15 protein-coding genes and 2 pseudogenes are annotated in these 14,263 nt (G+C 40.2%); 4 read left to right on the plus strand and 13 right to left on the minus strand.

Annotation, left to right across the window (positions count from 1 at the left end):
- Positions 1-84: 84 nt before the first annotated feature.
- From FTU29_RS07420 to FTU29_RS07450, 8 genes are all read right to left on the minus strand, one after another.
- Positions 85-1,017: a LysR family transcriptional regulator gene (locus FTU29_RS07420; protein WP_180077346.1), complete on the minus strand. Its 933-nt coding sequence runs from the start codon at positions 1,015-1,017 to the stop codon at positions 85-87.
- Between the two features lie 226 nt (positions 1,018-1,243).
- On the minus strand, positions 1,244-1,351 hold the full coding sequence (locus tag FTU29_RS07425; RefSeq protein ID WP_111886050.1) for a DUF2474 family protein: 108 nt from the start codon (positions 1,349-1,351) through the stop codon (positions 1,244-1,246).
- Between the two features lie 11 nt (positions 1,352-1,362).
- A complete protein-coding gene (cydB, locus tag FTU29_RS07430) occupies positions 1,363-2,367 on the minus strand; it encodes a cytochrome d ubiquinol oxidase subunit II (RefSeq protein ID WP_078193076.1) in 1,005 nt (334 codons plus the stop codon).
- A complete protein-coding gene (locus FTU29_RS07435; RefSeq protein WP_180121186.1) occupies positions 2,360-3,790 on the minus strand; it encodes a cytochrome ubiquinol oxidase subunit I in 1,431 nt (476 codons plus the stop codon). Before FTU29_RS07435 ends, cydB begins: the two co-directional genes overlap by 8 nt.
- A 259-nt stretch (positions 3,791-4,049) precedes the next feature.
- A complete protein-coding gene (locus FTU29_RS17425; protein ID WP_078193302.1) occupies positions 4,050-4,463 on the minus strand; it encodes a DUF2946 domain-containing protein in 414 nt (137 codons plus the stop codon).
- Between the two features lie 206 nt (positions 4,464-4,669).
- Entirely contained in the window at positions 4,670-5,542 is an 873-nt protein-coding gene (locus FTU29_RS07440; RefSeq protein ID WP_180121188.1) for an MBL fold metallo-hydrolase, read from the minus strand.
- A gap of 2 nt (positions 5,543-5,544) precedes the next feature.
- The gene (locus FTU29_RS07445; protein WP_180121190.1) at positions 5,545-5,961 is read right to left on the minus strand and encodes a DUF6691 family protein; all 417 of its coding nucleotides are present in this window, start codon (positions 5,959-5,961) and stop codon (positions 5,545-5,547) included.
- A gap of 1 nt (position 5,962) precedes the next feature.
- Positions 5,963-6,379, minus strand: coding sequence for a YeeE/YedE family protein (locus FTU29_RS07450; protein WP_180035493.1), 417 nt, complete (start codon positions 6,377-6,379; stop codon positions 5,963-5,965).
- A gap of 125 nt (positions 6,380-6,504) precedes the next feature.
- Here FTU29_RS07450 and FTU29_RS07455 point away from each other — a divergent pair, with 125 nt between their 5' ends.
- A complete protein-coding gene (locus tag FTU29_RS07455; RefSeq protein ID WP_078193081.1) occupies positions 6,505-6,816 on the plus strand; it encodes a metalloregulator ArsR/SmtB family transcription factor in 312 nt (103 codons plus the stop codon).
- Positions 6,817-6,856: 40 nt separating this feature from the next.
- Here FTU29_RS07455 and FTU29_RS07460 read toward each other — a convergent pair whose 3' ends face one another.
- From FTU29_RS07460 to dsbD, 4 genes are all read right to left on the minus strand, one after another.
- Positions 6,857-7,219, minus strand: coding sequence for a YidH family protein (locus FTU29_RS07460; protein ID WP_180121192.1), 363 nt, complete (start codon positions 7,217-7,219; stop codon positions 6,857-6,859).
- A gap of 88 nt (positions 7,220-7,307) precedes the next feature.
- Positions 7,308-8,060, minus strand: a complete 753-nt coding sequence (gene dsbG / locus FTU29_RS07465) for a thiol:disulfide interchange protein DsbG (RefSeq protein ID WP_180121194.1) — start codon at positions 8,058-8,060, stop codon at positions 7,308-7,310.
- A 21-nt stretch (positions 8,061-8,081) separates the two neighbouring features.
- A complete protein-coding gene (locus tag FTU29_RS07470; RefSeq protein ID WP_180121196.1) occupies positions 8,082-8,924 on the minus strand; it encodes a TlpA disulfide reductase family protein in 843 nt (280 codons plus the stop codon).
- Positions 8,921-10,894 (minus strand): protein-disulfide reductase DsbD, encoded by a 1,974-nt coding sequence (gene dsbD, locus FTU29_RS07475; protein WP_180121197.1) that lies wholly within the window; start codon positions 10,892-10,894, stop codon positions 8,921-8,923. The genes FTU29_RS07470 and dsbD overlap by 4 nt, the downstream gene beginning before the upstream one ends.
- Before the next feature lie 119 nt (positions 10,895-11,013).
- Here dsbD and FTU29_RS07480 point away from each other — a divergent pair, with 119 nt between their 5' ends.
- Together FTU29_RS07480 and FTU29_RS07485 are read left to right on the plus strand one after the other, a co-directional pair.
- Positions 11,014-11,703, plus strand: coding sequence for a response regulator transcription factor (locus FTU29_RS07480; protein ID WP_180121199.1), 690 nt, complete (start codon positions 11,014-11,016; stop codon positions 11,701-11,703).
- Positions 11,682-13,043 (plus strand): ATP-binding protein, encoded by a 1,362-nt coding sequence (locus FTU29_RS07485; protein WP_180121201.1) that lies wholly within the window; start codon positions 11,682-11,684, stop codon positions 13,041-13,043. The genes FTU29_RS07480 and FTU29_RS07485 overlap by 22 nt, the downstream gene beginning before the upstream one ends.
- A gap of 101 nt (positions 13,044-13,144) precedes the next feature.
- Here the strand turns inward: FTU29_RS07485 and FTU29_RS07490 are convergent.
- Positions 13,145-13,381 (minus strand): annotated as a pseudogene (locus FTU29_RS07490) (Arm DNA-binding domain-containing protein); the annotation flags it as partial.
- Positions 13,382-13,824: 443 nt separating this feature from the next.
- Between FTU29_RS07490 and FTU29_RS07495 the strand changes: the two are divergent.
- Positions 13,825-14,245, plus strand: a pseudogene (locus FTU29_RS07495) (Fic family protein); the annotation flags it as partial.
- Positions 14,246-14,263 lie beyond the last annotated feature (18 nt).

Below are 14,263 nucleotides of genomic sequence, written 5' to 3' on the forward strand. Positions count from 1 at the left end.
TCGAATTTGATGTAATTTAAGACCAAAACTGCCTAGCGCTGTGATAGGCAACTTTTAAATAGGTGTTTAGTAAAATTAAATAGGCTAAAAGTCTAATAGCTCTGCACTTGACCATAATCCTTTATTGATCAGCTGCTTAACACAAATTTTAATTGCTACTTTGGTCGCGAGACTTGCAGGAGAAAGCTCTTCTTCAGCAATACTAATAAGATAATTAATTCGATCCAGCACTGGTTCGACTACTTTGAGTAAACAAATATCTGATTTGAGATAATCAAAATGTGCACTGACAGGTTGAATAGTCGCCATATTTAAGTTGCTGACACAGTTCATGAGTAAGTGTAAACCATCAACTTCATAATTTACGTCTAGCCCCTCAACCTTTTGATCTATGAATTTACGTAAACCATGTCGTTGGCTTGGTAATACCAGAGGCAAACGATTCACATTTTCTAAATCAATTTTTCCATTTTCAATGCAGTGTTCAAAGCCATACTCTTTCAGTAAAGAACGATTTGCCATAAGAAACATTTGTTCTTTTAATAACGGTTGTACTGCCCAATTGGCATCGACATCTTGGGTAAAAATAATGGCAATGTCGAGCTGTCTTGAGTTGACTAAATTGGTTAAATTTCCCGAGAGACTTTCAACTAAATGAATTTTAATATCAGGATAACGCTCTGACATGAGCTGCATAAATGGTATGCCCAAAACTGACGCTATACTGGGTGAAAATCCAACGCTGACATGACCCGTCAGACGAGATGAGTGCGCCGCCTCAATGGCATATTGCACATGACGTAGAGAAAGTTGAGCTTGCTTAAAAAATGCTAAACCCGCTGGCGTGGGCGTCACACCTGTAGAATTTCGCTGTAATAAACGTGTACAAAGTTCATCTTCAAGTTTTGCAATTTGTTGACTGAGTGCCGATGTGCCAACCTCAAGTTTTTGTGCAGCTTTGCCTAAACTTCCAGATTCTACAATGGTGATGAAATATTTGAGCTGTTTAAGTTCCACTCACGCTCCTTAAGATTTTTTCAATGCTTCATGTTAGTTTTAACAATATAGAAGCTAAAAAAACAGAAAAATCATTCAAAAGAAGTATTGAATATAAAAAAATATATTTTATGTATTTCGACACTTTAAATTGTCATATTTTACCTACTCAATTCACCTTTAGTCCCTCAAAAAAATCCACTATCTTACCCGGCAAGATAGTGGATTCAGATTTAAGGAATAGGTTCTAGTAAGCCCACTGCACCAGCAGTCTAAAGAACCCTGCGACAAGCGCCAAACTCAAGACACCACCAAGCCATAGCACAATAAACCAGCCTGCTTGATTCAGTTTCATGATGATTCTCCTTAATGATAGCCATCATCGCCGACACGAACTTTGTCACGGAACACCCAATACGACAGTGCGGTATAGAACAAAATAATCGGTATCAGCACCAATGCTCCAATCAAGGCGAACAATTGACTGCTTTGCGGTGCTGCTGCCTGCCAAATGGTGACGGATGGTGGGATGATATTTGGCCATAGACTGATTAAGAACCCTGTATATGCCAGCACAACTAAGACAAGTGTATAAATAAATGGCGCAAATTCCTGACGTCTTTTACAGGCACGTAAAGCCAATAATGTGAAGATCAATACTAAAATCGGCACAGGGCTAAAATAGTACAGTTGCGGCAAGCTAAACCAACGATTTGCAATCTCTGCATGTACCAATGGGGTGTAAATACTCACCGCAGCAAAAATCACAAATAAGGCGATAATCAGTTTGGGCATGAGGCTAAACATATGATTTTGAACACGTGCATCCGTTTTAAAAATCAGCCAACCACAGCCTAAGGTGGCATACAGCACCACTACAGCAATCCCAGTAAAAATTGAAAATGGAGTCAGCCAATCCAATCCGCCTCCACTATAAATACCATTGGTGGTTTCAATCCCTTGGATATAAGCACCTAAAATCATACCTTGGAAGAATGATGCCAAGATCGAGCCCCAAATAAACGCTTGATCCCATAAATGTTTGGTTCGGTTCGCTTTAAAACGAAACTCAAAGGCGACTCCACGGAAAATCAGCGAGATGACCATTAAGATAATCGGCATATACAGCGCAGAGAGTACAGTCGAATACACCAATGGAAATGCCGCAAATAAGCCTGCACCACCTAAAACCATCCAAGTTTCATTGCCATCCCAAACTGGTGCAACGGTATTCATCATCACATCGCGTTCTTGGCGATCTTTTACTAAAGGAAAAAGGATACCAATCCCTAAATCAAAGCCATCGAGTACCACATAAATCAGCACACCTACAGCAATGATTACTACCCAAATTAAGGATAAATCAATCATGGTTTTTCTCCTGTGGTTGTACTTCAAGCGACTCATCAATCGTACTCATTGGACGATTTGATGCACGAATGACCTCACCATCGCTATGGGCATGAGAATGAATGAACTGTGGTCCTTTAACCATCAATTTGAGCATGTAATAAATCCCAATACCAAATACGATGCAGTACACGATCACAAAGATTATTAAGGTTAAACCGACTTGTTCTGCCGATACTGGTGACAAGGCGTCTTTGGTACGCAGTACGCCATACACGACCCAAGGTTGACGACCGACTTCTGTGGTAAACCAACCAGCAAGCAGGGCAATAAAGCCTGAAGGTCCCATACATAAGGCAAATTTGTGTAGCCATTTTGACTCATAAAATTTCCCAGTTTTACGCAACCATGCACCCATCAGAGCAAGTAAAATCATCAAGACTCCCATACCGACCATAATGCGGAAGCTCCAAAATACTATGAGCGAGTTTGGTCGATCTTCAGGGGCAAAGTCTTTTAAGCCTTTCACCTCTCCCTCTAAGGTGTGCGTCATGATCAGACTACCAAGGTTCGGAATGCCAATTGCATACTTGGTTTCTTCCGCCTCCATATCAGGAATACCGAACAAATATAACGGCATGCCATGATCTTTATTAGTTTCCCAATGTCCTTCAATTGCAGCAAGTTTCGCAGGTTGATGTTCTAATGTATTTAGACCATGCATATCCCCCACAAATACCTGTAAAGGTGCAAGTGCGAGAATCATCCACATCGCCATAGAAAATGATTTTTTTACTAAGGCATCACGGCGACCTTTGAGTAAGTGCCATGCTGCAGTAGCAGCGACCAATAAGCCAGATACAAGGAATGCTGCTAGAGCCATATGCGCTAAGCGATATGGGAATGATGGGTTAAAAACGATAGCAAACCAATCTTGCGGCACTATAATGCCATTTTCAAAGCTGAAGCCTTGTGGAGTTTGCATCCAGCTATTGGAAGATAAAATCCAAAACATGGAAATACAGGTGCCAATTGCCACCATCAGTGTGGCAAAGAAATGGGTTTTAGGACCCACTCTTCCCCACCCAAACAGCATAATGCCTAGGAAACCCGCTTCTAAGAAGAAGGCACTCAAGACCTCATAACTGAGTAAGGGGCCAGTGACACTACCCGCAATACGAGAGAATTCACTCCAGTTGGTGCCAAATTGGTAGCTCATGACTACCCCTGAAACCACTCCCATTCCGAAAGATAATGCAAACACCTTGATCCAAAATTGGAACAGATCACGGTAAACGGGATCTTGTGTTTTTAGCCAACGCCATTCTAAGACCGCAAGAAAACTTGCTAGCCCAATGGAAATTGCAGGGAAAATAATATGAAAAGAAACTGTAAAAGCGAATTGAATTCGCGCCAATTCAAGTGCTGTCAAACCTAAATCCATGTCTATCACCTTATTGTGGAATTATGCGGTGAACCACAAACGGCCCATAATTTCGGGACTGCTTTAGGAAAGATAGACCAGTACGATGACGCAGACTGTTGTGAATCTGTTGGGATTTGATCAATTGTTTTAGCCTAATGATATAGGCGAACCGATTCTGTTCGCATCCACTAAACGGTGCAAAAATATAAAGTTTCATAAAATCACTCTTTAAATACCGAGGTAAATCAACAATTCAAATTGTTGGTCTGATTAGGATTTAAAGTGTGTGTGGAGGTGCCCTACCTTGTGGAAGTAAGTAAAGCCTTTGCAGTGAGAAATATACATGTCGGAAAGCATCTTTATAGAAACTTAGACGGACTTGAATCTTATCGATGATTTCAACTATCTCAAAATCAAAAGGTAGGACAACATCACCATAGACGGTACAGTATTGGCATTGATGGTTATGTCCATTGTGATCGTCGTGATTATGATCGTGGGTCAGATGATGAACAAGTTCGTTATACGTCTCATGTACGTGTTTGTGCTTTTCTGGGGACAGTAAATTATGTGTAATAGAGAGACATACCGGAGCAATTTGAAATTCTTCGGGTAATAGTGGTTGTAAATATACTGCGATTTGCAAAACTAAAGTTAAAATTGCAAAAAACAGTCCACTCTGTCTTAGCAACATATTCTCTCAACAGATGCCAACGAAAGCAAAAATACTTAAAAGGCAGTGCTTCCTTGAAATCCGATCATACAAGTCAGCTTTATAGAATATAATATACCTAAAATACCAAGATCTTTAAAGTGAATATTCACTTTAAAGATATAAATATGAATTTTTAAGATAAAGACATAAATAAGTCTTTAATAATTTGAAATACAATATTTTTAGGTTTTAAAAAAATTAAGCGGTAACTTTAAATACGACACCCCATTTTCTTCAGGTTCGGGAAATTGACCCGCTTTCATATTGATTTGAATCGAAGGCAAAATCAGTTTAGGCATACTTAATGTTGCATCCCGCTCATGACGCATCTGCACAAATTCAGATTTTGTAGTTCCCTCATGAATATGAATATTGTGCTCTTTTTGCGTTTGAATATCGGTTTGGCAGTGATATTCATCACGCGTTTTTGGCAAATAGTCATGGCATAAGAACACCCGGGTGGACGCTGGCAATTGATACAGTTTTTGCACCGAATCAAATAAGGTATCTGCACTACCACGCGGAAAATCACAACGTGCTGTGCCATAATCTGGCATAAATAAAGTATCACCCACAAAAACTGCATCACCCACTACATAACTTAAACATGCAGGCGTATGACCTGGTGTCGGGATGTTATATGCCTCTAGCTCACCAATATGAAAATGCTCATGATCATCAAATAAATAATCAAATGGTTGTTGAGCATTAAACTGCTTGATATCTAAATTATAAATGGCACTAAAGGTTTCTTGCACCAAGGCAATGTGATGACTCATGGCAATTTTGCCACCGAGTACAGATTTTAAATACTGTGCTGCAGTCAAATGATCGGCATGCACATGGGTTTCCAAAATCCAATCTACTTTTAAATCTTGTACTTTGACATATGCAATGATTTCATCAGCATGGGTGGTCGAGGTGGTTGCCGAAGCCGCATCATAGTCCAAAACACTGTCAATGATAGCGCAGCGCTTGGTTACCGGATCACTCACCACATAACTAAATGTATTGGTCGCTTGATCAAAAAAATCCTGAACAATCGGTTGTTGCATAGTTAAGCTCCTGACCATTTACGGTGAATCAACACGCCTGCAAGCATCGCCACTATAAAATATAAAACTTGATAATGCCCTAAGCCAATTAAGGTGAAACTTGGCGCTGGGCAAATGCCGGCAATCCCCCATCCTGCACCAAATATTAAGGCACCGATAATAAGCTTTGAATCAATTTTATTGTTACTTGGTAAATCAATCTGCTCATTAAATACTGTGGTTGGTGCACTGCTACGTAGCGCTTTTTGGAATGGAATAAATGCCACAGCAATTGCCCCCATCATGACAAAGGCAAGGCTTGCATCCCAATTACCAAATATGTCTAAAAAATCGATCACTTTTTGCGGATTAGACATGCCAGAGAACATCAAACCCACTGAAAAAAGCGAACCAAATACAAAAGCTAAAAAGTTTTTCATTTTAGAATGCTCCAATCAAGTGACGAACGACATATACAGCAATAAAGCCTGCAAACATAAAGGTCATAGTTGCAATGATGGAACGTTTAGATAATCGGCTGATCCCACAAATACCGTGACCACTGGTACAACCAGAACCTAAGCGGGTACCAAAACCCACCAGTAAACCAGCAATAATCATCATTATTGGGCTAGCAGACACGATAATCTCTGGTTGTACAAAAAGACCATAAATAAATGGCGTGATGATCAAGCCTGAAAGAAACCACACTGCAGGCGTTTTAAAAATCGTTTGTGGATTCAGTACCTGCGCAATCAAGCCACTGATGCCTGCAATACGCCCATGGACATACAAATAACCCACCACTGCTATACCCAACAGAGCACCACCAAGAAACGCTGTCACAAAATCATGCATAGTTAACGCGCCATAAACAATATTCAAACTTATATTATATATCTTTGTATATTAATCAAGCCATTTTATGTTATTATCTCGACATACTTTGCTCTTTTTGCTTTTTATGATTCGGGTTAGACGTTATGAACATCGCATTCGATAACTTAAAAATTGAATTTACGCAGGTTGATACCGTTTCCAATTGTTTGAAAGTGTTATCAAATCCTGACCGTTTAAAAATTTTATGTGTGTTGATCAATGGCGAATTAAATGTTCAGCAAATTGAGGAATGTACCGATATTCATCAGCCGACCCTATCGCAACAATTGACCGTTTTACGGAACAATAAAATTGTTTCGACACGTCGCGAAGGCAAACAAATTTTTTATCAATTGGCAGACCCTAAAGTGCTGGGTATTATGCAAACGCTGTATCAATTGTACTGTCAGGAATAAACATTTTTGTGCATGCTTTTGTATGGAGGCTCAGCCAAGTTTAGTAAATCCAAAATGAGATGATCAGTAAAAACCCAGTCAGCATGGTCAATAAATTCAGCCACACGGGATGTTGGGTCTGATAATCCTCAATAAATTCCTGTTCGGTTAATGAGCGCAACCCTCGACGATATTGCAAAATTGAGGCAAAGTTCACCAATAAACCAAACACAATCACGACACTGCCAAGCCACTGTCCATAGATAATTTTGTGCTGATATTGCTCAGGGTGCAGTAGTTGTAGCAATACATTTGATTTTTCAATCACAAAACCAAAGGCTATCAGGGCTAAACCACTGCGGTTCCATGCCAATGCTGTACGTTCCAAAGCGAACAATACGCGTGGATCTTGTAAATTTGACATTGCGCCCCCTGATGTTTAAGTCGTTGACGTTGAGCTTAGCATGATCGTAGACGGGCTATTGTGTTGGCTTGGCGAACATCTATTTTCCTTATTTTTCAAATATTTCTTTGAGATCACTCGGCATCCCTTGTGCAGACTGGAAGTTCCCCTTGCTATCACGCCAAGCAATGGATGGTGTTGAGAAGAAACCATATTTGCCCATTAAGCTTTGGTTAAAATCAATTTTTTCTGCAATCTCTAAAGGAATATTTTCAGCTGGTTTAAGACGATTTTTGCCACGATTGATATTAATGTCATTAAATACGGCTGTTGGATTTTTTGACATGAGTAAAGTTGCCACCTGAGCACGGCTTTCTTCACGAATCACACCCACTTGAATATGACGTAATTGAACCTTGCCTGACTCTACCCAAGGACGTGCTTCTTGCCAAAATTTATGGCAATACGGGCAATTTGGATCAGAGAACACATAGACGATACGTGGTGCATCGCTTTTGCCATCTTGAATCCAAGTTGAACCTTCTAATGTTTTCCATACATCATCCAAAATGGCTTTTTTCATATGGGTTTCAATTTGGGTGTTTGAAAGATTATTGCCTTGGGCATCAAATAACTCACCTTTTATATAATATTTACCATCTTTAGAAATAAAAATGGTATTGGAATATTGGTCTTCATGCCCCACCCAACCTGTTAAACCTTCGGGTGCAGGAATTGGTTTTACAAATTGAAAGCCTTCTTTTTCTAGTTGTTTTTTAATGGCATTCGGATTAGCACTGACACCACATGCCACCGTCAACAGTGTTCCGATAACTAAACTGGTTTTAAGTAAAGTATTCATGACACATATCCTATGATTAATTTATGGATTCATTTTCTTTAAGTATTGTTGCAACATCGCTTGACTGATTTCGCCTTGATGACGCTCAATTAACTGACCTTGTGCATTGAAAAATAAGGTAGTGGGTAAACCTAAACTGTTCACTGCTTGTGGCATTTCACCCTGCATATCGAGCAAAATATTTTGAAAACTGAAGTGATGTTTTGTGAGATAAGTACGGACGGTATCGACCTCTTCACCTTGATTGAGCATGACAAAATGCACCTCAGGATATTGATCCTGCGCACGCTGTAATACAGGCATTTCACGATGACAAGGCGGACACCAACTCGCCCATAAATTCACAACCGTGGGCTGACCTTGAAATTGTTTTAGCGCAATCATTTCTGACCGACCTAGACTGGCTAGGTTCAGACTTGGAAAACTCAAACTTGGATAATGGCTGTCTTGATGCGTGATTTTTTGTGCTGTCCATCCTGTCCCTACGAGCATGACAAAGATCAGCAATAATGTGGCCTTTGCTTTGTTCGCAATGGCTGAATTTCGCCACCAAAACCATGCACTTCCTATAATTATTCCGCCACTCAGATGAAACCCTTTGTCTTGAATTTTCAGCATATCAATGGGCGATGCGAGATAAGATTCCAGATTTAATCCAATAAAGACTAGGCGTGCACCTATTAATCCGATCCAAACACTGTTCCAAATCGAATCTTGGAAACGCTGTTGAATCTCGGCTGACCACTGTGCTTTTTGCCCGACTTTTCGTCCAATCATGGCGCTGACCAGCAAAGCCAACACAAAACACAACAGTCCCCAAGGCAACATGAATGGTCCAAGATGCAAGGCTTCATTCGAAATCATCGCTGTGCTCCCACCTTAAGTCGGTTCAAGAGTTGCTCTGCACTAAAGGTACCCGTCAAACGTAGATTGCGCTGTTCTTGATGGTGTACATCTAAGAAAATCATGGTTGGAGGTCCTAAAATCTGCCAGTCTTTCAGCACAATATCTTGACTTGCTTCATATTCGGTTAAATCGAGTTTGATTCGAGCAACAGCATCTAAAGCTGTTTGTACATCGGCACGAGGTAACACCTCTTTTTCAATCGGCTGACAAGCCATACACCAATCAGCATACACATCGATGAGTACTGCTTGTCCTTTGACTTTATTGAGTGCCTGTTCAAGCTCAGCTTGGGTACGTACTTTTTGCCATGCGACTAATGATGTGGCTTGTGTTGTACTCAGTTGTGACCATGCTTGCGTGATATACCATCCACCGGATATTGCAGTAGCTAAGCTCATAACAATAAACAGTAGTTGCGTCGGCATCTGCGAAATATGCGGACGTATCTTCCATAAAATGTAAACCGTGATATCGATGAATAAGAGTCCCATCAACGTCAAATAAACCACGCTCGGCAGTAAAGGACGTAGGAAATACACCGCCAACAACAGCATGACAAAACCAAAAGTGAATTTCAGACGATCCATCCATACGCCCGGTTTGGGTAAGTACTGTGCACCAAACACACAAGCAATCAACAATGGTAAGCCCACACCTAGACCTAGAATAAACAGGTAACTAGCCCCCATCCACGGTTCAGGCAATTGCGCAACAAACAGCAAAGCCCCTGCCAATGGCGCACTCATACAGGGTCCGACAATTAGCGCAGAGATCATGCCCATAATGAATGAACCCCATAAGGTTCCACCTTTTTGTCGTTGTTGCCATTGATCTAAACGCTGTAATACACCTTGTGGTAAAGACAACTGGAATACGCCAAATAAATTCAATGCAAACAGCAAAAACATGACCGCAAATAACCCCATAAAGATGGGACTTTGTAACCAACGTTGGAAGTTATAGCCGAGTCCTGCCACAGCTAAACCCATCAAGGCATAAATCAATGCCATTCCGACCACAAAGACACCTGCAATCATGCCGGCACGATAGCCACGATGACGTTGCACTAAAATACTGGATAAGATCGGAATCAATGGTAAGGAACAAGGTAAGAATGCGAGCAATACACCTAAACCTAAAAAAATGATCAGATTCAGTGCAATATTGTCTGTTGAAAGTAAATAAAAGAAGTACTGGTCGTTGTTCCAATCGGCCTGCTTCGTACGCTGTACAGCATTCGTTGTAGTCACAGATTCAGAACTTGCCTGCATCATCAAGGCATCGTCTAGCTCTGGCGTACTGGCTTCGCTAGGTTCTGTTAAAGTAGTCACTTCAGAAGAGGGACTTAAACCATTTTCATCCTCTTTGATTTCTGCTGTATTTGCTGGCGTTACAACGGTTACAGTTTCAGTGTTTTTCGCCTGTGGATCTGCAGGCATTGCAGTATTGGGTAATGACGACGATGTGACTACATCTAATAATTTCTTTTGCGTTGTACTTTGCTGACTCAGCTTGCTTTCAGGCAATAATCCATCGCCATCGGTGTGAATGGTTGTACGCTGTACTGGATAACATAAGCCACTTTCGGCACAGCCTTGCCATTCAATTTTATAGCTTTGATTGGGTTGCATGGCGACAGTCGCTTGCACTTGCCCATAATGTACTTCAGTCATGCCGAAATTAGGGTCATCTTTTTGCTGTGGACGAGGCAGTTGCAGTGATAATGCTTTGCCATTTTCAATGACTTTAAGCTGATCATGATACAGATAATAACCATCAGCAATACGCCACGTGAAGCTGGCTTGGTCTTGCGCTGTCGATACAGCCTGAAAAGCAAATGCTTGATCAGGGGGTAAAAAATCAGCCAATGCGCTTTGCATACTCAAAATGCTGAATATTCCACACAACCCTGCTAACCCTATACGCATAGATGACTTCCAATACCCGATACGAATCTATTTTGGTTGATTATGCAAAAGCATAAATTAAGGGAGCATTAACAAGATAAATCATTTATAAAATACAGGTAGGAAGTCAGGAAAACGCTATGTTTGTTGTTTTGGTTGAAGATGATCCATATATTGCCTCAAGTATTTGTGCCACATTGGATTTTTTAAATATTTCAGTAGAACATGTGAGTCATGCGCGTGATGCAGATTATTTTATCCGCCACAGTGCGGTCGATCTATGTTTGCTGGATTTAGGCTTACCTGACCAAGATGGTTTAGACTTACTGCGATCATGGCGCAGAGATCAGATCCATATCCCTGTTTTGGTTTTAACCGCACGGTTACAGACCCAACAATGTGTTGAGGCATTAAATGTCGGTGCCGATGACTATTTAACCAAGCCTTTTGAACTGGATGAACTAATTGCACGGGTTCATGCACTCACCCGACGTCACCGCGGTTTTTCATCGAATGTCATTCAATTTGACCACTTAATGCTCAATAAAGACACTCAAGAAGTCCATTATCAAGATCAGATTATTCAGCTTTCACGACGTGAATACAGTTTGCTTGAAACCTTGATGAGCCATCCAAATCAAGTGCTTAAAAATGAAGTGCTGTTAGATAAGTTATACGGCTTTCAAGATAGCATTGAAAGTAATGCCCTGAATGTCCATATTTATCATTTACGGCAAAAATTGCATGCGGACTATATCCAGACCATTCGGGGCGTCGGCTATATGTTTAAAATTCCTGAGTCAATTCCATGCAAAAATCACACAGCTTAAAATGGCGCTTGGTCAGTAGTCTTTTGGCTGTGATGATCGGCTTATGGAGTGTGGTATTTGTTTGGCTGTATCTCGACTTACAAAAACGTCTACAGGACACCCTAGATCAACGTCTACATGCTTCCGCACAAATGGTCGCACGGCTAATTCAACAATTACCAGTGCAAAGCTTGGATGAGTCTGCCTTAGCTCAACAACTTCATTCCACAGACCAAGAACCATTGATCGCGTGCGAAGTATCATTATTTAGCTCTGACATCAGTGTAGGACAGCATGTCATTGCCAAAACACGCGGTGCACCGAAAGATTTAAGTCAGCAAGCGGTTGGTTTTAGTACTTGGCAACAAGGTGAGACGCAATGGCGCAGTTATGTGTTACGCCGTGGTGAGATTCAAGTGGTGGCTGCAGAGCGTATGTTTTTGCGGGAGTCTTTGCTAAAACAGATTTTGCAATCGGTCTTAATTCCGCTGATCTTGTCATTATTGTTGTGTATCGGCTTAATTGTTTTAATTGTTCGTCGAGAATTTAAAGCCTTGGATCAGGTTGTAAGCGATTTAAGTCAGTCTAATTTATCGCTCAATGAAGCAAGCCAATATTTAACGAGCTTAGATGCCAATACCATGCCCTCAGAGGTCTACCCTTTTGTGCAAAATTCGAATCGCTTAGTCCATAAACTGCATCAAAGTCTTGAAAATGAAAAAGTCTTTAGTGCATACGCGGCGCATGAATTACGGAGTCCTTTAACCGCAATTAAAACCAATGTGCAATTGGCACAACTGATGGCAAAAACGGACGGCAATATGAAATTGCAATATAGCTTGGATCAAGCAAATCAAAGTGTCCGTCGCTATGCTGATTTACTTGAGCAATTACTGATGTTATCGAATACTGATCAATCTATTGAACAGATCAAAGCAAGCATTCAGGTACAGCCTATTATTGCAAAAGTACTTGATGATTTAGCACTGATTTATCCTGAAGCAACAGCTAAAATTCAGGTCGATTGGCACAGTCTTGGTGATTTGGCATTACCTGAATTTGTCTTGTATTCTGTTCTTAAAAATCTGCTTGAAAATGCCTTATTGCATGCAAACGCTGATGTGATTGAGGTGAGAATGCAGGAAAATACGTTACGCATTCGAGATAACGGCCGACATTTAAATGCCGAAGACATTCGTTACTTAGGACAACGTTTTTGGCGTAAATCGGCTCAGCAGAAAGGTCATGGACTGGGCTTATCTTTGGTCAAAATAATGCTGCAACAATATGCTTATACCATCCAATTTGAACCGAATTTTCCTAAGGGATTAAAGATTACACTGTTATCTCAAGAGTATTGAATAAAGCAGATTATCATTTTTAGATCATGACTATTTATTCTTTAACTCTCAAACCAATTCTCAACGACCAATTTAAAAAATTGCTTGATATGTTTGTATTAGACTGACCTGTAATACAAGTATTTCAGTTCAAGGGCAAGCTCTCTTGCTTTCTTTAAGCTCATATCAGGATACGGACCCAGTGACTCTGACTTACGCTCACCATGAATGGTATAGCGCACATTCCAATATTTTTGCCCTGCTGGTGTGACCAATAGTGATAAGCCATTTTCATCAGAAAGACGATAACGCCTATCTTGGGGCTGTGCTTTTCTGCATTCCGTATCTGTGAGTTTCATCTGTATATACCCTTTATCTAGACTAAAAATAATTGGGTAAATTTTCCCAATAATTACCCACAAAAGGCAAAAATTGGGTCACACAGCTTAGGACAGGATCGGACAATACAGCCAATAAAAAAGCCCTTAAACATTGAATTTAAGGGCTTTTTCACATTCAGTCGAACATCTCTGAATTAAATTTTGGTGGAGATGGCGGGAGTTGAACTCAACTCCTAAACTATTGATTTAGTGAACCATAAAGTCAATAGCATTTTACCTGTACCCATTTTTTACCCAAATTAGATTTAGCGCATTGAATCACAAAATTTATTTTGTTCAAATCCATTAACAGGATTTGAAATGGTGTACTGATTTTAACACGTATACATTTAATATAAAAGAAATGTTATAACATTTCTTTTATATGTATCATTTAAAAATTCAACTGTAGATAAAAAGTTATGTTTGACATTATAGATACTTTAAAAACAAAATTAGATCAGCATCGTCCCCTTTCTCCTGCAATTGTAAAAAAATCTTATTGTTCGCTGAACATACCATTCAAATGCAATTGCAGCCAATACACTGACATTGCTAGAAACAAAAGTTGTGTTGGAAGGTATTACTGTTGGCGGGAAAGCATTACGAGCACATTTCGAGGCAATTAACCGTAGAAATGCGATTTACTATGTAGAAGGCTTTATTCGTAAAGAAGAGCCTTTTTCTGAATGGCAAATCCAGAACATCCATCAACTAATTCTTAAAAATATTGATAATGACAATGCTGGATGTTACAGACAGCAAAACATGCTTATTTCAGGTGCTACTACTCCCCCACCTGATTACACCTTATTGAATGACAAAATGGCTCAATTAATAAATTAGTATAAACGAAAACCC

The sequence above is a fragment of the Acinetobacter sp. YH12086 genome, from assembly GCF_013419345.1.
In the GTDB taxonomy this organism is placed as follows: Bacteria; Pseudomonadota; Gammaproteobacteria; order Pseudomonadales; family Moraxellaceae; genus Acinetobacter; species Acinetobacter amyesii.

Coding starts and splice junctions, on each gene's coding strand:
- dsbD (WP_180121197.1), bottom strand. CDS start 10,894: ATGCGTATAGGGTTAGCAGGGTTGTGTGGAATATTCAGCATTTTGAGT.
- dsbG (WP_180121194.1), bottom strand. CDS start 8,060: ATGAATACTTTACTTAAAACCAGTTTAGTTATCGGAACACTGTTGACG.
- FTU29_RS07480 (WP_180121199.1), top strand. CDS start 11,014: ATGTTTGTTGTTTTGGTTGAAGATGATCCATATATTGCCTCAAGTATT.
- FTU29_RS07445 (WP_180121190.1), bottom strand. CDS start 5,961: ATGAAAAACTTTTTAGCTTTTGTATTTGGTTCGCTTTTTTCAGTGGGT.
- FTU29_RS07435 (WP_180121186.1), bottom strand. CDS start 3,790: ATGGATTTAGGTTTGACAGCACTTGAATTGGCGCGAATTCAATTCGCT.
- FTU29_RS07485 (WP_180121201.1), top strand. CDS start 11,682: ATGCAAAAATCACACAGCTTAAAATGGCGCTTGGTCAGTAGTCTTTTG.
- FTU29_RS07450 (WP_180035493.1), bottom strand. CDS start 6,379: ATGCATGATTTTGTGACAGCGTTTCTTGGTGGTGCTCTGTTGGGTATA.
- FTU29_RS07455 (WP_078193081.1), top strand. CDS start 6,505: ATGAACATCGCATTCGATAACTTAAAAATTGAATTTACGCAGGTTGAT.
- FTU29_RS07470 (WP_180121196.1), bottom strand. CDS start 8,924: ATGATTTCGAATGAAGCCTTGCATCTTGGACCATTCATGTTGCCTTGG.
- FTU29_RS07425 (WP_111886050.1), bottom strand. CDS start 1,351: ATGAAACTGAATCAAGCAGGCTGGTTTATTGTGCTATGGCTTGGTGGT.
- cydB (WP_078193076.1), bottom strand. CDS start 2,367: ATGATTGATTTATCCTTAATTTGGGTAGTAATCATTGCTGTAGGTGTG.
- FTU29_RS07460 (WP_180121192.1), bottom strand. CDS start 7,219: ATGTCAAATTTACAAGATCCACGCGTATTGTTCGCTTTGGAACGTACA.
- FTU29_RS07440 (WP_180121188.1), bottom strand. CDS start 5,542: ATGCAACAACCGATTGTTCAGGATTTTTTTGATCAAGCGACCAATACA.